The sequence below is a fragment of the Bifidobacterium sp. POST2/T3 (B1) genome (genome assembly GCF_058197115.1).
In genome coordinates this window covers 1-17,866 of sequence record NZ_JBVPQK010000028.1, presented here as the reverse complement: position 1 = coordinate 17,866, position 17,866 = coordinate 1, and the positions used below count along the sequence as shown (strand labels likewise).

Below are 17,866 nucleotides of genomic sequence, written 5' to 3'. Positions count from 1 at the left end.
TCGTAGGTCTTGTTCATATCAGCCAAGGTCTGCTTGTCTGTGATGGTGTCCAGCAACTCGGTTCGAATGGCTGCCGGATAAATGGTAGAGGTGCGGATATGGGTCCCTTCCTGGGCAGACTCCATCCTGAGCACCTCCATCAGATCACGCAGGCCCCACTTGGTTGCCCCGTAGACAGCTCCGCCAGTATAGGCTTTGAGCCCAGCAACCGAAGAGGTGGTGATGAACTGCCCGTGACGCTGCCCGATGAATTCCGGCAAAGCCGCAGCAATGCCATACAATGCGCCCTTCAGGTTGACATCAATGGTACGGTCCCACTCGTCCACATGCAGGGCCGACAGGGGTGAGTTGGGCATGAGCCCGGCGTTGAGGAATACCACGTCCACTCCACCGAACTGCTTCTTAGCGAAAGCCACAAAGTCCTCATTGGCCTGACGATCGGTCACATCCAGAGCCATGGAGGCCGCCTGGCCACCAGCCTGAACGATGTCATCGACGATTGCATCCAGACGATCCTTGCGGCGAGCGCCCAGCACCACCTTGGCCCCTCGCTGTGCCAACAGCCTCGCTGTGGCCTCTCCGATGCCCGACGAAGCTCCGGTGATCAGCACTGTCTTATCCGCAACAGTCATAACAGCCCCACCTTTCATTAATCTGTAGTCGGCCTGATGGTACAACCTCGAGTCGCTGGAGGTGCAAGTCATTGCTACAACCAAGTCCATATCGACAACCATGACTAAGTGCGCGTGGTACAAAGCTGAATCTTCTGAGAAGAACAGATCAGTTAGGACCGCACCAGCATCGGTATATGGAGAATCGACGCAGTTATTTACGAAGAAAGGCGGATGCCAGCCAAAAGCGGGCTCGATCGCCCTATTGCAAGAGGTAAAAACGGCAGTGCCGCAAAACTACTTAATCTGCATCGTCTTAATCTACATTGTAACGATAGGTTAGGGTCAAATATTGAACTACAATGAGTTCTTAAATTTCCCATAGTGGACATTCAGAGCAGACAAACCGCAAATCAATGGGAGCATACAAACCAAGCAGCAGTTGGCTAGCCACGATCCCATAAGAGGAAGGTCGCAGTCATGTCGACCACACCGACACAGCCGTCATCACGAAAACAGGCTGTTTATCCGTACCTGATCGTGCTGTCGGGCATTGTCTTCACGGCCATCCCCGTATCGCTGGTATGCAGTTGCGCCGGTATCTTCTTCACTCCTGTCAGCAACTACTTCCATGTTCCCAAGGCTGCATTCACCGCGTATTTCAGCATATTCAGCATCACCATGGTCATCTTCCTGCCGGTGGCCGGATGGCTGATGCACCGCTACGATCTGCGCATCGTCCTGACGGCATGCACCATCCTTGCCGGACTCGGTTGCCTTGGCATGTCCCGATCATCCGCCATGTGGCAGTTCTATCTATGCGGAGTGGTTCTGGGAATCGGCATGCCACCCATCCTCTATTTGTCAGTCCCCACGCTCATCAACGCCTGGTTCCGCAAACGAGTCGGGTTCTTCATCGGCCTATGCATGGCCTTCACCGGCATAGGCGGCGTGATCTTCAACCAGATAGGCACCATGATCATCAGATCCGCCCCTGATGGATGGCGGCGGGGATACCTGGTCTTTGCCATTCTCATTCTGGTGGTCACTCTGCCTTTCACCATTTTCGTCATTCGCGGCACGCCCGAGCAAATGGGTCTGCATCCCTACGGCGCCGCCGACCAGGAGCCTGCTGCAGCTGAGGCTACCTCCAACAGCACAGACACCGGGAGTAAAGACAAAAAGAGCCCAGAGCCTATCGCGTCGACTGTGGGCATGACTGCTTCCCAGGCCTTGCGTTCCCCTGCCTTCTGGGCGCTGGCGCTCTTCTGCGGCCTGATCACCATGAATCAGACCATCTACCAGTTCCTGCCCTCCTATGCGGCATCCCTGCCATCCATGGCGGCCTACACAGGCCTGATCGCCTCCTCCTGCATGGCCGGCCAGGCTATCGGCAAGGTCATCCTGGGCATGGTCAACGACGGCAGCATCGTGGGCGGGCTCTGCCTGGGCATCGGCGGTGGCATTCTCGGCGTCTGCCTCATGGTCGCCTTCCCCGGATTGCCCGCGCTCCTCCTGCTGGGAGCCTTCGCCTTCGGTCTGGTCTACGCATGCACTACGGTGCAGACACCCATTCTGGTTACAGCAGTCTTTGGCTCGCATGACTACACCAACATCTACGCCCGCATTCAGATGGTGGGCTCCCTGGCTTCGGCCTTCGCCGCTCTTTTCTGGGGCGCCATAGCTGACCAGCCCCACGGCTACATCATCATGTTCGGTCTGAGCATCCTGATCATGGTTGCAGCCTTGTTCCTGGGCATTATCCCACTGAAGGGGACGCGCAAGTCAGCTAATCAAACCAACTGACCGAACCTTGCAACCAGCAGCCTGCGCAACATTCCACCTTGCATCATGGGCTGACAGGATACGGCAGACCGCAGCTGTTACTACCTGGGCCCCGTCACCGCTATAGGGCCCATCGTATGCCGGGAAGAAAGCAGGGCCGGACGGCAATGACCGGATGCCCATCACCATCACCGACCTCGGTCTTGACCGACCTATGGATCACGAGCTCTACCGCCATCTGCTCGACATCCGAACATGCCCAGTCAGCAGAACAGGCGCACTGTTTCAGCGGGGAATCGACTGTAACCCCTGCAGAACTTTTGGCCCCTCATGGACAACTTCGGAGAAATAACGAAACCAGGATAATCGGTACGTCGGTCACCACCGTGGGCATGCCATCCCATAGGATGGAATATGACAGCACATCTCTATAAAGGAGTGGATATGACTGATCGACTACAAGGTAAGGTAGCCATCATCACCGGAGGAACCGGTGGCATGGGCGTGGGCATCGCAGAGTGCTTTGTTCGCGAGGGAGCCAAGGTGGCCCTTACCGACATCAAGGAAAGCGATGCTTCCCGCAGCTTCATGCAGGAGCACCCCGGGCAGGTCGTCTTCCACACCCTGGACGTGACGGATGAGGACCAGTGGGTCTCCACCATCGACACTGTTGAAAAGGAATTGGGTCAGCTGACCACCGTGGTCAACAATGCCGGCATAGGCGGCAGCGGGGCCACTATGGACCAGGAGAGCTACGAGGACTGGAAAAAGGTCATCGCCATCAATCTGAACGGGACTTTCCTTGGCACCAAGCATGGCATGCGGGTCATGAAGGGCCGCGGCGGATCCGTTATCAACATCTCCTCCATCGAGGGCTTCGTAGGCCTGAGCGGAGCCGGAGCCTACAATGCCAGCAAGGGCGGCACCAGGCTGCTGACCAAGTCCGCGGCCCTGGATTCCGCCAACAACAACTATGGTGTTCGCATCAACTCGGTCCATCCCGGATTCATCAAGACCCCTCTGATCAGCCAAAGCCTTGAGGACAGGATGAGCAAGCTGACCCCCCTGGGTCACATCGGCGAGCCCCAGGACATTGGCGAGATCTGCGTCTATCTGGCCAGCGACGAATCCAAGTTCGCACTGGGTGCCGAATTCGTTGTGGACGGTGGATTCATCGCCCAGTAAGCAATTCCAGTAAAGAATTACCGAAACCCCTTCTTCCGCCAGTCTGCTTTACAGTAATGCAAGCGGCTAGGCTGAAGGAGGGGGCATCATGCGACTGTGGCATCAGGATTTGATTCGACTGCTTCCCAGACAGCAGCTGTTGGGTCAGCATCGGGAGATCACCGCGCTGCGGGGCCTGGGCTGGGGTAGACGGCACGCCACTGTTGACTATGTCTTCCACTACTCCCCATACAAGCTCTTCCAATTTCATCTGCTGGTCATGTCAACGATGCGCGAGCGCGGCTACCATCCTGATCCTGCCTGGTATGATCCGCTTTACCGCGGCAGACATTGCCCGCCCTACAAGGATCTATCTGTAGTGCCGTTAACGGACCCCATCTATCCCGAGCACAATGCAGCCTATCTGCAGGAGTGCTTGGAAAACCTGGCGGGGAAGGGCATCCATCTGCCCTAAGGCCGATTACCAGAGCCGGTGCCGGCCGACTGCTGCAGCCATGAAATTCACTGACGTGTACGGCAATATTGGGGAAGGGCTGTTTGAATCCGAGCATCTACCCAAAGAGCGCTCTTCGCCAATGCAAGCGCATCATTCCCGAGTAAGCCTGGACACCGTAGGCACCAGGAGAGTGACCGCCGCCAGCAAGAGTGCCAAGGGGATCAACGCCGGCCTGACGCCTGTATGGTCGGCCAAAAATCCGATAGCCGGAGGAATGATCCAAGAGACCCCGTAGTAAGCAGTGGAGATGACCGAAGCTCGCTGAGCCGCCATGGCTGGATCCTTGGTTGCCAGAGTAGTGACGATGGGTACGCCCAGAGCTGCTCCGACACCCCAAATTCCAGTACCCACGAGGCTGAGCACGAAAGAGGGGGAAAGAGCATAGACCAGGATACCCAGAGCCGAAACCAGCAGGGTAAGGACCAGCGAGCGCATATTCCCCAGCCACTCAATCAGATGCGTACCCAGCAGCCTTGAGACGATCATGGCTGCAGCGAAAATCGTGGGAGCGAGACCGGCTTGAGACTCGGGGACACCGAAGGAATCGACCAGACCGATCCCGCTCCAGTCGTTGACAGCACCCTCGCTGGCCTCCAGAGCCACGTTGATCAGGGCCAGGATGAGCACCAAGGCATCACCCCAAGCCGCTAACTGCCTGCTGAAGGCGGATGATCGTCCTGAATCAGCATGACGATCCGAACGTTTGCCGTCAGCACTGCCCTTGTAGTCCCCTAGAGGCTGAGCCGGGCAGAGCAGAACACAGGCGGCCACCAGGACCAGGCTGGTAAGTGCATTGACCGCCAAATGCGCGCCTATGGGCACGTCCAGATGAGACAGAAGCGAGCCCAGCCCCAGCGCAAGAAACATGCCCAGACTATATGAGGCATGGAAGCGCGGCATTATAGACCGGGAGGAGAATCGCTCCACTGCACCGGCCTCAACGGTGTTGACCGTTCCCCAGAGGCTGATCCCCGCCGAATTGAAGAGCAGCCCTAAGATCACCCCCGGTACTGATCGCAAAGTGACGGCCAGAGCCGCGATCACCATGCCCAGGCACCAGGTCGAGGCTGCCAGCAGCATGGCCCGGCGCACGCCCAGCTGATCAGTCAACACTCCCGAGACCAGCATGCCGACCAGAGCGCCGCATCCGCCCAGGATGGTCATCAGAGCCAAGCCCGAAGGTTGCAGACCGAGACTGGCCTTGACCGTGGGCAGTCGAGAAATCCAGGCCGATGTACCAATACCCATGATGATGAAGAACCCGTAAACGGCCAAGCGCTCGCGCATTCCGTGACCTGGAGGACAGGCCGCTGAGGGTTCACTATGATTCCGTTCAATCATGTGACCCTCCTCCTTATTCTGTCCATGGTCGACCCTTTTCTCCGGAGGCTCACATTAGTAGGGAATCTTAACCAATAGCTCTGTATACTGGCTTATCAACGGACCTAAGAACATCGTACATAGTCGACCGGATGACCTGGACGGGGACGCCCCCCAGATGGCTGTCGGTACACAAAAGGAGAAATGTGGCAAAGGGTAATTTGAGCGGTAGATTCCTCGCCGGCCTGATGGCCATGGCCATGCTAGTGCCCACTATGGCTATAGCAGATGGCGGGCAGACAGCGGATACCCAGAATACCTCCACATCGACATCGGCTAGAACGCACGAACAGCATGTCAGAAATAACAAAAAGACTTCAGACAAGAGCAGTCGAGTCCAGTCTACGACAGCCATTCAAACTCCGGCACCACAGTCAGACACAACCAAATCCGACACAGCCCGATCCACTTCTTCTAACCAGGTTGCACCCATACAACCAGGCAACACAACGAGCGGCAGATTGACCTTCAACAATATGTTGGATACCGACAATGCCAGAGTCACCTCAATAAAACAGACCTCCCGCAGTACCGGCACCGCCCCTTTTGACAAAGACAACGACCCCGGCGATGACCGCGATGCGGACAATGGCATCGTGCGCTCTTTCGATACGGTGATATATGACTTTACCTTCTCTGTGAACTCACTGGACGACACGACCTACCGACAGGCTCGGATAGGCTTTCAATTCACGCTGAACCAACCTAAGGACCTGATCGCTTTTGATCAGGACTCCATGCCATGGATAGACAATACGCCCGGCTATGAGCCCAAGCTGGAACAAAAAAGCATCAACGGTCAAACCACTCAGGTGCTTACCGTTTACAGACTGCTCACCGCGACATCGAACTCGGCTATCGTCATTCCAAGCACATCGAGCGTCTCCTTGGTCCTCCAGGTTCGAAACATGGCCAATGGCAGCAGTTTCGCCCCCAAGGTCCAGGCGTGGTGTGCCCCCGATCCCACGACCAGGACCGAACCGGCTTCAGCTGCATCAGATTCGGTGACCGTGTCAGCCAAGCCCAACCTCAACCTGAGAATCACTGGCGGAACCAATGAGGGCTCCGGCAATCAAACCTTTGACTTCGACACCACAGAGGCCCATAACTACATCAATCATGAGTTGGGCAAAAGCAAGGGGATCATCAGCAAATTCAACTGGGCAGTCGACATGCGCTGGCCTGATCGATCCAAGGGCCTCAAGGGCCTGGAAGTGCCCACCGGCCCCATAACCTTTTCCATCTCTTTGAGCAACCTCTGGCAGACCAGCGGCGGAAAGGTATTTCCCAAGATCAAGGACCTTCAGCCTTACTTCTGGGACATCGGCACCATTGACGGCGACTTCAACAACAGTGGACGCAACACCATCAACCAGGGCTGGAGCCCCTCTTTCAACAACTATGACTACGCCCGCTCTACGGGAGGTCAGGCCGGGAAAGACCGCGTCCAAGGCAATGGTAAATACACTGTAGCAGAACACCGCAGCGATCAGGGTCTCGTGCTGGATTTCACCGTAGAAGACTACCGGACGAATGATCCCTTCCCCAAATTTGGACATACCTATGCCACAGATAGATGCACGACAATCTTAGCCTCAACCGATTGCTCACAGGTGGAAGTGGCCGAGATCTCCACTGGCTACCTCTACGTTTTCAACCCTTCTACCGTCCAAGGCAAGGATGTGGCCAATTACTATGGCCAGTCCGGCCTCAGTCTGCAGAGCCAAGTCAATGACGGTCGGCTAGGGGCGACTTCTATCTCTGGTCAGCAGTTGCCTGCGGTTTCTGACACCAAGGATGTGTCAAACCAGGCCGACCAATCCGATGATGAGTGGCACAATGTCATCTTCGCACAGGGCTCCGAAACCTGGCAGCCAGGCATCAGCAACATCATTCAATACAGTTGCATGTCTTTGCCCAACTACTTTGACGACGGCGTAGATTGCGGTTGGTGGAACGCTCCCGACAACAAGCAAGGGACCGACTCAGCACTAGCAGGAACCCAGGTGCGGATTATGGCTGGATTCAACGCCAAAACCAGCAAGGCCGATCTGCCCCTGCTGGCAATGTCTTTGGTCAAAATCGATCCAAACGTGCTCGAACTGCCGAGTCCCAACCAAGAACCCCCTAAACCGGACCAGTCGGGCCAATGTAGCACTATTGCAGACCCTGTCCCGGAAGACCATGACCACTACCACAATGAACTGGGACTGCCTTGGAAGGGCAACGGTGACTGGCAGAATGGCCAAGACAACGCCTTCGGCAATCCTTGTCAGAATCTGACTATGGTCTTGTACGCTACCAAACGTGGCGGCGGAACCTGGAACAACGACCAGGAGCAAGCCAACGCCGACGTGAAAGATCTGAACTTCTACAAAACCCCAGATGAAGCGAGAAAGCACGGCCCCATTGTGGGCATACTGCTGGGCGCCCGCACCGCTGCCTCCAGCAGCTTCATCTACGACGAGAACAACAGCAACAAGAACCCTCGGTACGGCTTCGGCGGATTTGTGATCAACGTGCGCGCCGATGCCAAAGAAGGCTCGGTGGCCCAGCTGACATCAGTTTCACGTGCTTTCACACGTAGCCAACTGGCAGACCTAGCCGGTTTAGACCCCGTAAACTCCAGCGACCAGGACTGGGAAGATTGGGCAGAGAAGCAGAATCCATACGAGCTGTCCCAAAATCGCAGTCCCGTGTTCGCAACATCCACTGGAGGCTATACAAAGGCTCGCTATGATAAAACCAAAGGTTATCTAGGCGGTGACACCGGTGGCAACGAACACGGTGACAGCCTCTATGTAGCCGGCGAAGCCAGCACCATCTCCAATACTGTGGCACAGATGGGCACGAATTCCGACCCCAAAGGATCCTTCGACATAGACCGTGATCAGCGATATGTCGACTGGCGGCTGACCATCAACACTGGCACTTCGGCCTCCCAGGCCGACAAGCCTGCTAAAACCGATCTTTACGTCACTGATGTGCTGCCTGCCAAACTTCACTACATCCCCGGCAGCGCCAGACTGGGAGGCACCTATACCGAGGGCACACCTGAAATGGGACATATTGAGGGCGGAACAGTCTGCGAACCATCGGTGAGCACCACTGAAACCCCCGGTGAGACCAAGCTAAGCTGGACACTGCCCGACATACCTGTAGATGGTAGCAACCACGTCATCTACTTCTCAGCCTCCATCGGAGACCAGACCGACCCAAGCAAAGACGTCGCCAGCCCCTACGAGAATCTGAAGACCCATGCCGAAGTTCAATCAAAGCATAACATGTCCAAACCCAGCTCGTTCATGGGCACTGTCAGCACATCGACCATTCGCGCCGTGCGTAATAACGCAACCAGCCTGTCCACCTTGCCCCAGCAAGCCATCAGCGAGACTGGTGACCCTATCGGTTTCACCAACATGCTGAGCAATACTGCCGATAGTGGCAAGAAGTATCACTATGCCGTCGACATCATGCCCTACTCTCATGCGAGCGGCAATCCTGGCAAACCTGACTTCCAAGGTAGTCCAACTCTCGCCGATATGAGTGTGAAGCTCACAGGGGTCGATCTGAAAAATGTCCACATATACTACACGACAGAATCTAAATGGCAGGTAAATGACACCACTTCCATAACACCTAGTGAATTCCAAGACTGGCCCGAGGCTGAATTGGACCCAGCTACAGGCAAAGTGAGCATGTCCCCAGATGTGACCGCCTGGGCTTTCATGGTCGATGGACAACCTGGACAGTTCCGTTGCGACATCACCTTCCATATAAACCCAGGAAACAGCTCCACTGGCAATCTTTATCGGAACCGCTGGGGCAATGCACAGAACCAAATGTCCACCCAGGCCGTAGTGGCTCAGCGTTCCGTCAGCGGCATAGCCTGGTACGACCTCAATGGCGATGGGATCCGCGGCGCCGACGACCCCTTGCTAAACGGCGTCAAGGTGACCCTGCTTGACAACCAGAATAATCCTGTCAGATCGGTTGTAGCCCCCCATGATGAGCTGACCACTAAAACCAATGCCCAGGGCAGATACAACCTGACCAATATACCTGCCGGGCAATTCCATCTCAGGTTTGATCCGGCTGAGGGCACTGACTGGAGCCATCTAAACACCACCACTCCGCAAGCTGCCGGAGCCACGGAGAGCGAGAACTCCTCTGCCCACGATCTTACGGAGGACGGGATCTTGAAAGCAGCCGTCATCGAGCTGGACGATTTCAAGCAGGCTGCGGAGATGGACACAGCCAGCCAATCCCAGGACTTCAACAACTGCGGCCTGAAGGGTCTGATGCGCACCGATGAAGTGAAAGCTGACGTCGAAGTACAGCTTCAAGGCCGAGACTGGCTCAACAGTGACTCCTTCACCCTAAATGTCGAGCCCGTGAATGGAGCGCCGGCTACGGCCCTGCCCGAACATATCAATATAACAGCCGATCATAAAGAACTCCAAGTCCCTGTCAAGATGGAAGCCTTCCCCAGTGACGGCACCTACCAATACCGTGTGAGCCAGGCAATCGGCAACCTACCTGGTCTGACCTATGACAAAGGCAACGCGAAACTGACCATCACGCTGAAAACCAATGCAGGTCAGTTGTACCGAACCGCTACTGCAACGTGGGCTGACGACAAGGGCCAGGCGATAAGCAAGGCCGTCTTCATCAACACCTACAAGACCCATTCGGCCACAGTGAAGATCACCGCCTTCAAGCGCCTGGACGGTCGGAGCCTGAAGGGTGGGGAATTCACCTTCCGCCTGTCCAAGGACGGCGAGCCGCTGACCGAAGCATCCAACAAGGCCGACGGGACCGTCGAATTCCCCGACCAGACCCTGGACCAGCCCGGCGACTACACCTACTACGTGAACGAGGTCCAGGGCAGCCTCCCCGGCATCACCTACGACCAGTCCACCCCCAAGATCACCGTCCACGCCACCGACGACCACCAAGGCCAGCTCCAGGTCACTATCACCGGCAACAACCCCACCTTCACCAACACCTACAAGGCCCAGACTGATAACCCAGGCAACGCCGACAACCCCGACCACTCTGGCAACTCTGGCGAGCCTGACAAACCCGACAAGCCTGGCAACCCTGACAAGCCCGACAGACCCGACAACTCTGGCGATCCTGGCAACCCTGGCGAGCCCGACAAGCCTGGCAACCCTGACAAGCCCGACAGACCCGACAACTCTGGCGATCCTGGCAACCCTGGCGAGCCCAACAAGCCCGGCAACCCTGGCGAGCCCAACAAGCCCGACAAGCCCGACAACTCAGGCGGAAATGACAAGCCGAATCCGCCGGTAGAACCAAACAAGTCGAGCGAATCCGATCATGCATCCAGCGAACTGGGCCAAACCAGCAATAGCCAAAAACCATTGCCAGGAAGCCAATCTTCTGATGACCAAGCGAAGTCCTCGACGGATTCCTCATCCCTAGCCGACTCCGGCTCAGACATTGTCATGCCTGCAGCACTGACTATCGGCACTGCCGTCCTCGGCCTGGCACTGATGTGCTTGCTTCGGCATCGCAGGGATCGAGAGACCGACCTGGGCTGATGGTTCCCTGCATGAAAACATAGCTGGACACGTTTCTCACTACTGACAGCCACCTATGGCGAACCTCACGGTTCCCTGCCCCTATCTGCAGACGAAATTTGGTATTCTTGCAAGTGGAAGGAATCTTGCATCCAGGGGTCACCGTCGACGATGGACGGCGACCCAAATGGTCATGGCCCTGCACGGTCATGATGTCGATTGTCACACGTGCAGGCCGTCACACAGAAAGGTCAGTCATGGCAGACGATACAGTCATTGTTGTTGATACTTCCATGTTCGGAAAAGATGCCGCAGCGAAGACGGCCAAGGCCAACGAGGTCGCCCGCAAGTACGGCATCAGCGACGAGGCCCTTAAGAAGGTCGAGGATTACAAGAATCAGTTGAGCTACCACCAGGCATGGGACCTGCCTTTCCTGGGCTACGTGGACGAAGACGGCTATGGATATGCCTACGTACCCAACAAGGCTGTCGCAGCCGATGGCTGGGATGCCCATAAGGCTTTCCTGGACCTGCCCGATGATGCCCAGACGGCATTCGCCATCCGCATGCTCTTCACCCATCGCGACGTCGACCGCCACGGTGCAGAGATGTTCCTCCACCACGGCCGCGGACTGACAGTCCGCTTCCAGGAGCCCACCTCAGCCAGCTACTGAGCTCGAGCTACCCAACTAACTCGACCCCCGGCCCTGTCGTAATAACCCCCTGACAGAGCCAGGGGCTTTTCCATGCCGACGATCAAGGCGCAATATTCAAGTACGATGGATTCGATGCAAATACCGATAAATAGAGGAATCAGCCAATCCGAGCTGCCCGGCAATCGCAGAAATCGCTCCTTTAAGCTGAAAATAACCGCTCTTATCAAGCTCACGGATAATGCCGAAACGCTCAGAAGCATTGAAACGATCTGGCTGCCGCCCAGTCTTGGCTACCGTAGCCCAAATGACCTGCTTTCCCATACTCTCGACTGAGGCAGACAAATTCTCCCGGTCTGGCTGGCCATCCCCGTCGCTACCATTGCCTTGAGAGTAGGAATATGCCTGCCCTAGAGAAGCCGCAGGCTGCGTAAGAGGGAAGTACCCCTGCAGGGCCTGAGTCGCAGCACGAAAATCCTCTAGGGCCGACTGGTCGGTATTAATGCACAACATCCCAATAATCCTGCCTTCCCTCCGTATAAAATACGCTGATGAAATCAGGTCCCGGTCGTTTTTGGCCGAATGCGTTGCATACCCAACAACATAATCGCGCCTCTCCTTCAAACCCTGATGCAGAATTTCCGGCATGGAATCAGTAGCCGCTACCCCGACCCGACGACCACTGACGTCCCCATTAGCTATAGCGATGATAGGATTGCCAGGTGCGACTGTATTATGAAGAGCAACTTCAGTCATCGGTCCGCAGACACTTCCTAAAAACTCAACCAATGGCTTGAAAGATTCTACAAATCGCTCATCTTTACCCCACTGGTCACCAGTTCCAGGACGCTCCCCCCGGTCATCCCCACCAATACGACTACCCATATCAGCCTTCCCCTGTTCATGAGGCACATGCTAAGAACCGGCCAATTCATGAACTAATCACCATTGATGTTCCCCCTTCAGGAACATAGTCAGTTGACTAGCATGATGTCCAGGATCGCCCTGCCCACAACCTACATACAAATCGTACTCAGTTCACCGAACTCTTTACCGATCGCGTTAGCATCAGGGCACTTCAAATTATTGCGAAAGAGAGACAGAATATTCTGCTGAGCCAGAAACGTGTTCAGGCAAGCCTTTTACATAAGACAGTATCCTCACAAAGGACTCACTGCTATAGAGGTCTTTATCATCACGTTGGCATGTTTTTAAAGAGTCCGCACCTGGGGGGGGGGGGGACCGTAGCTGCACATGACTAACCAGAGGAGCCCGAAGAGGAAAACTAACTACAAAATACTCATGGCTGGGATGCCCATAAGGCTTTCCTGGACCTGCCCGATGATGCCCAGACGGCATTCGCCATCCGCATGCTCTTCACCCATCGCGACGTCGACCGCCACGGTGCAGAGATGTTCCTCCACCACGGCCGCGGACTGACAGTCCGCTTCCAGGAGCCCACCTCAGCCAGCTACTGAGCTCGAGCTACCCAACTAACTCGACCCCCGGCCCTGTCGTAATAACCCCCTGACAGAGCCAGGGGCTTTTCCAAGCTGACAATCAAGGCAAAAGCCCCGTCCAGGCAGGGACTAGAACGCCGATGCAAGCTCCGGCCATCGGCCCAACAAAGGGTATCCATGCGTAGCTCCAGTCCGCGTTCTTCCTGCCAGACATGGGCAGAAGGCAGTATGCCAATCGAGCGGAAAAGTCACGTGCAGGATTCATAGCCGCACCGGAAACCCCACCCAGGGCCATGACCAGAACCGTGATGACCAGAGCCACGCCCAGGGGCCCGACCTGGGTAGGAGTCCCTCCATTGAGAAAAACCCAGGTAACCAGGATGCCCGTGCCGATGGCCTCCGATGTCAAATTCCAGAAATTCGAACGTATGGCCGGCTTGGTGCAGAAAACCATAAGTTTGGTATCTGTATCGGTCGGAAGTTCGAAATGCTTGCGAGTGCCCAGATAGCCCAGGCAGGTGCCAAAGAAAGCCCCAAGGAACTGGGCGGAAATGAAGATGGCCACATTCGCTAAGGTGACCGGAATGCCGCCCTTGCCCATGGCCAGACCGTTCAAGGTCGCCTGCGGATCGATCCAGTGACCGACCACCCTGGCCAGGGTCACGGCCGGATTGAGATGGCCGCCCGTTCTCCACCCCACATATACGCCCACATAAACAGCAAGGCCCCAACCCAGTGAAGCGTTGATCCAGTCGGCTCGATAAGCCCCTGTCTTGGGGAGCGATCTGCTGGCTGCGACCATGAAAGCAATGGCCATCATAAGGGCCGTGCCCAGGAACTCTGAGCAGAACATTTGCATGCCGCTGATCATGCTCTCTCCTCCAGCTTCCCATAATCAAAGGAGCTGAAAATGGCCAGGCTCCCATAACCCGAATAATCGAACGCTGTCAAACCGACAAGCCCGCAGTGGAACAACCGTCAATCTGCTCATGCACATAGTCTTTCGATTTGACTACCGCATCAAGAATAACCGGAACCGTGGCCCAAAGACCTCGCCATCGATGATGCCACCGCATTCGAGACCACTGACTATTAGGTTCGAATAGATTCGCGTCATGCGGGATCAGCCCAGCAGGGCCAGGAGGTCTTTTCTGCTCAGTCTGGCCACGCTGGCAGCACCGGTGGAGGCGGCCGAATCAACAAAGCGCGATGCCAGGTCGCTCTTGCTGTGCTGCAGGTTGAGGATGCGTTCCTCGATGGTGTCCTTGGCTACGATCTGGTAAACGTTGACATCCTGGGTCTGGCCGATCCGGTGGGCGCGGTCGTTGGCCTGCTCCTGGGCTGCGGCGTTCCACCAAGGATCCGCATGGACCACCACACAGGCTCCGGTCAGGTTGAGCCCGGTATTGCCGGCCTTCAGGGAGATCAGAAAGACCGGCGTGGCATCTCTATTGAACTGTTCCACCAGCTCCAGTCGCCGCTTTTTGGATGTGGCGCCGGTGATCAGATCATAGGACACGTCCAGCCGACGTAGGCGTCGGGCTATCAGGTCCAGGTAGGAGGTGAACTGGGAGAAGATCAGCATCTTGCGCCCGGCATCCTGGCAGGAGACCACCAGATCCTCGATGGCATCCAGCTTGGCCGAATCGCCACGCCGGTCCCGACCCTGATCCTGGTAGACCAGACGCGGATCGCAGCAGACCTCCCGCAGTCTGGTCAGCTGGGCCAGGACCTGGATTTTGCCGACCTCATACTCCTGATCCCTCTCCTTGTTGAGGGTAGACCTCAGCTCCTGTTCCAGTGCCGCATAGAGCTTGCGCTGACGACCCTGCAGGGGCACGCTGATCACGTTTTCGATCTTCTCGGGCAGATCCGTCAGCACCTGTGACTTGAGCCGGCGCAGAATGAAGGGTCCCACCAGGGCCTGGAGCCGGGACTGGGCATCCTGATCGCCGCTGAGTATGGGCATTTCGAAGCGGTCCCGGAACCGGGAGTAGGGGCCCAGCATCCCGGGCATCAGGAAGTCGAAGATGCTCCAAAGCTCAGACAGCCGGTTCTCGATGGGTGTACCGGTCAGAGCGAACCGGTGCAGACTGTCCAGAGCACGTACGGCCCGAGCGGCCTTAGTGGCATGGTTCTTGATGTACTGGGCCTCATCCAAGACCAAGGCATACCAGGGCAGGCTCCGATACCGGTCCAGGTCCCGCCTTAGCAGGTCATATGAAGTAATCAGCAGGTCGTAGGACCTGGCCTGATCCAGCAGTGCCTGACGCTGGCTGCGCCCCCCGGCCAGGACCGCCACCCGCAGATCCGGCGTAAAGCGACGGCACTCGGCCTCCCAGTTGTAGACCAAGGAGGCCGGACAGACGATCAGCGAAGGTCCCCGATCCCTGGCATGATCCTTACGGGAGAGCAGGTAAGCCAACATCTGTATGGTCTTGCCCAGGCCCATCTCATCGGCCAGGATGCCGCCGAATCCACGGTCACTCAAGGTGCACAGCCAACGCAGCCCTTCTACCTGATAGGGTCTGAGTTGCCCGCGCAGCCCGTCGGGGACCTTGAACTCCTGAGGGTCAGGCTTGCGCTCCTTCAGGTAGTCACGGAAGCTGGAATCGCGGTCCTGCTCGGGTACCATCGCATCCAGGTAGCCGAGCTGGAATTCAGGCACACGGACCGGCCCCTTGGCCAGATCAGCCGGGTCGATGCCCAGGTCTTGGGCCAGGGTGTCCACAGCATCCGTATTCAGATCAGCCAACTCGACGAAGGCCCCATTACGCAGACGATGGAAGCGCCGACGACGGCGATGGTCAGCCAGAATGGCAGCGGCCTCCTCGGGCCGTACCTCATCGGCGATGGGCGAAATCTCGACCAATCCGGAGCGCACCCGCACACCCACACGAATCTGCGGATGGGAGATGACGCTCAGTCCGTCGAAGGCCGGGGTGGAAAAGACCCGTCCCAAACCCTTAAGTACCGGCAGACCCCGGGTCAGCAGGGTGTGGATAGCATCCTCGTTTTCTTCGGGGATGCGGGCAAATCCCTCCTCCATCAGGGGGAAATAGCGGCGAACCGTCTGCCGGGCCAGAGACTCGCTTTCCCGATCCCTGCCAGGTTCATTCTCGGAGCCGGGATCAGCGCCGACGGACACAAGACGATCTCCATAGCGAGCCTTGAGATCACAGCTGACCCCCTGCTGATCCCTGTCCAGGTAAAGCTCGATCCTGCAGGGCGGCCGTCGGCGGGCATCCAGCTCTTCAGGCAGTGTGGCGGAGAGCCCAGGTCCTTCCTGGGCACCCTGATTCAGGTCGGGCAGGACGGTACGTGCGAACAGATCCAGGTCGTCGGCATCCAGATGCAGATCCCGATCCTCGCCAGGGCGGCAGAGGGTCTCCAACAGATCCCGATGACGCATGAAACGCGCGCTGCAACGGTGGATGACTGGTCCTAATTCCAGCCCTAAGCCGGGCTGAGAGGGGCGTACGATAACGAAGGAATGGGCCTGGCCTACGATGAAGCGCTCCACAGCCAAGGCATGGGTGATCCGATAACCTTCCGCCTCCTTGGTGACAGCGATGCCAGGGTCCGGGTCTCCGTTAACTACCGGGGCAGGCATGGTCTGCAGGAAGGAATCCTCGGGAGGTGTGTAGTCCAGGGTGAGCCCGGAGTCCACAAACAGATCGAGGATCTGCGTCACCTCGTCGTCGCTAAGCCGGATTCCCGCCAGTCCTGCACGTGTAAGACGGCGACGCACGCCCCCCTCCTGTTCGACCAGGCTGCGACGGATGGCACCGGCCCTTTCCAGAATGGTCAGCAGAGCCTGGGCTCGATCATCAAAGGTGTCACGAGAATGAATGAAGGCCAGCCGGCGTCCATAAGACATGAATTCGCCCTGGTCCACGGCGCGCAGCAGGGCCGGCAGGTCCTTGACCAGGTAGGCGACCCCGTGGGAGGACAGGGTGATATGCAGACGGACCAGCCAGCCTCCGCGCTCGCTGGTCAGGTCGGGGATCAGTCCCACCGAACCGATGGGCAGGTGACGGCCTCCAACTGGTCCGTTCTCCTGCTTGAGCAAGCTCAGCTGGCGGTCACGAAAGGCCTGCCGCCGCCGACCCTCCTGCCGGTGCATGTAGGCTGCCAAGGGTCCCGAGGTCGACCGGGCGGACCGGGGTCGACCCTCGTCGCCGGTCCAGTCATCCGATCCTGTAAACGCCTGGCTGGACTCGTTATAGGCCATGATCAGCGCGACTACATGCTTGCATGCGGGACCCTGGCGCCCAAAGGCTCGGCAGGTGCAGGAGGAGTCAATGACCCGATGAGCCTGCTCATCCAGCCGAGCCTGAACCATGCAGTCACCATCCGGCTGATAGGTGGCGGGCACACGTCCTTTGAGAACAGTCAAAGCCCCCAGGTGTCGCAGGCGCAGGTCTGTAAAGCGGCGGTCATCCAGCAGTTGATGGGCACGAAAGTAGGCCTTGCCGCCCAATCGACGCAGAGCAGCGTCAGAGATGGCGTCCGGATCACCGAAGGTCCGCCCCTCCTCCTCGTCGCCCGGATCATAGAAGCCATGTCCTCCTGAATCAACGGCTCTTGACCCGTAGACCGCTGCATGCCAATCCACACGCACCCTCCTTATGATCTCTGACGACCATTCCCGAGCATAACCTTTTCCATCTCGACGCGGCACGCCTTCGGCGAAGCGAGTAGACATGCCGACTTACGAAAAAATTGCCGCCTCCCTAAGATGGCGTGC

The 17,866-nt window shown here is 57.3% G+C and carries 10 protein-coding genes and 1 pseudogene; 6 read left to right on the top strand and 5 right to left on the bottom strand.

From position 1 onward, the window contains the following. The coding region (locus AC0AP0_RS02705) for an SDR family oxidoreductase (protein ID WP_490429297.1) at window positions 1-632 on the bottom strand (632 nt) is incomplete at its 3' end. A gap of 459 nt (window positions 633-1,091) precedes the next feature. Between AC0AP0_RS02705 and AC0AP0_RS02700 the strand changes: the two genes are divergently transcribed. From AC0AP0_RS02700 to AC0AP0_RS02690, 3 genes are all read left to right on the top strand, one after another. Beyond that, window positions 1,092-2,417, top strand: a complete 1,326-nt coding sequence (locus AC0AP0_RS02700) for an MFS transporter (RefSeq protein WP_490429296.1) — start codon at window positions 1,092-1,094, stop codon at window positions 2,415-2,417. Window positions 2,418-2,840: 423 nt separating this feature from the next. Then, window positions 2,841-3,581, top strand: a complete 741-nt coding sequence (locus AC0AP0_RS02695; RefSeq protein ID WP_015021283.1) for an SDR family oxidoreductase — start codon at window positions 2,841-2,843, stop codon at window positions 3,579-3,581. Window positions 3,582-3,669: 88 nt separating this feature from the next. Further along, window positions 3,670-4,035: a TIGR02328 family protein gene (locus AC0AP0_RS02690; RefSeq protein ID WP_490429295.1), complete on the top strand. Its 366-nt coding sequence runs from the start codon at window positions 3,670-3,672 to the stop codon at window positions 4,033-4,035. Window positions 4,036-4,167: 132 nt separating this feature from the next. On the opposite strand, the gene AC0AP0_RS02685 is transcribed toward AC0AP0_RS02690, so the two are convergent. Next, window positions 4,168-5,418, bottom strand: a complete 1,251-nt coding sequence (locus AC0AP0_RS02685; protein ID WP_490429294.1) for an MFS transporter — start codon at window positions 5,416-5,418, stop codon at window positions 4,168-4,170. 500 nt (window positions 5,419-5,918) lie between these two features. On the opposite strand from AC0AP0_RS02685, the gene AC0AP0_RS02680 reads away from it, so the two are divergent. Continuing rightward, window positions 5,919-11,024, top strand: coding sequence for a Spy0128 family protein (locus tag AC0AP0_RS02680; protein WP_490429293.1), 5,106 nt, complete (start codon window positions 5,919-5,921; stop codon window positions 11,022-11,024). Between the two features lie 236 nt (window positions 11,025-11,260). Next, window positions 11,261-11,677 carry a hypothetical protein gene (locus AC0AP0_RS02675; protein ID WP_045934962.1) on the top strand — a complete coding sequence of 139 codons (417 nt, stop codon included), beginning with the start codon at window positions 11,261-11,263 and terminating at the stop codon, window positions 11,675-11,677. 96 nt (window positions 11,678-11,773) lie between these two features. Here AC0AP0_RS02675 and AC0AP0_RS02670 read toward each other — a convergent pair whose 3' ends face one another. Then, a complete protein-coding gene (locus AC0AP0_RS02670) occupies window positions 11,774-12,541 on the bottom strand; it encodes a helix-turn-helix transcriptional regulator (RefSeq protein ID WP_490429292.1) in 768 nt (255 codons plus the stop codon). Window positions 12,542-12,963: 422 nt separating this feature from the next. Between AC0AP0_RS02670 and AC0AP0_RS02665 the strand changes: the two are divergent. Next, window positions 12,964-13,134, top strand: a pseudogene (locus AC0AP0_RS02665) (glycerophosphodiester phosphodiesterase); the annotation flags it as partial. Window positions 13,135-13,216: 82 nt separating this feature from the next. On the opposite strand, the gene AC0AP0_RS02660 reads toward AC0AP0_RS02665, so the two are convergent. Beyond that, entirely contained in the window at window positions 13,217-13,987 is a 771-nt protein-coding gene (locus AC0AP0_RS02660) for an MIP/aquaporin family protein (protein ID WP_490429291.1), read from the bottom strand. A 252-nt stretch (window positions 13,988-14,239) separates the two neighbouring features. Continuing rightward, window positions 14,240-17,734 (bottom strand): SNF2-related protein, encoded by a 3,495-nt coding sequence (locus AC0AP0_RS02655; RefSeq protein ID WP_490429290.1) that lies wholly within the window; start codon window positions 17,732-17,734, stop codon window positions 14,240-14,242. Between the last annotated feature and the right edge of the window lie 132 nt (window positions 17,735-17,866).

Bases quoted from the DNA above. Each gene is read 5' to 3' on its own strand.
- AC0AP0_RS02670 (WP_490429292.1), bottom strand. From the start codon at position 12,541: ATGGGTAGTCGTATTGGTGGGGATGACCGGGGGGAGCGTCCTGGAACT.
- AC0AP0_RS02660 (WP_490429291.1), bottom strand. From the start codon at position 13,987: ATGATCAGCGGCATGCAAATGTTCTGCTCAGAGTTCCTGGGCACGGCC.
- AC0AP0_RS02700 (WP_490429296.1), top strand. From the start codon at position 1,092: ATGTCGACCACACCGACACAGCCGTCATCACGAAAACAGGCTGTTTAT.
- AC0AP0_RS02675 (WP_045934962.1), top strand. From the start codon at position 11,261: ATGGCAGACGATACAGTCATTGTTGTTGATACTTCCATGTTCGGAAAA.
- AC0AP0_RS02685 (WP_490429294.1), bottom strand. From the start codon at position 5,418: ATGATTGAACGGAATCATAGTGAACCCTCAGCGGCCTGTCCTCCAGGT.
- AC0AP0_RS02695 (WP_015021283.1), top strand. From the start codon at position 2,841: ATGACTGATCGACTACAAGGTAAGGTAGCCATCATCACCGGAGGAACC.
- AC0AP0_RS02690 (WP_490429295.1), top strand. From the start codon at position 3,670: ATGCGACTGTGGCATCAGGATTTGATTCGACTGCTTCCCAGACAGCAG.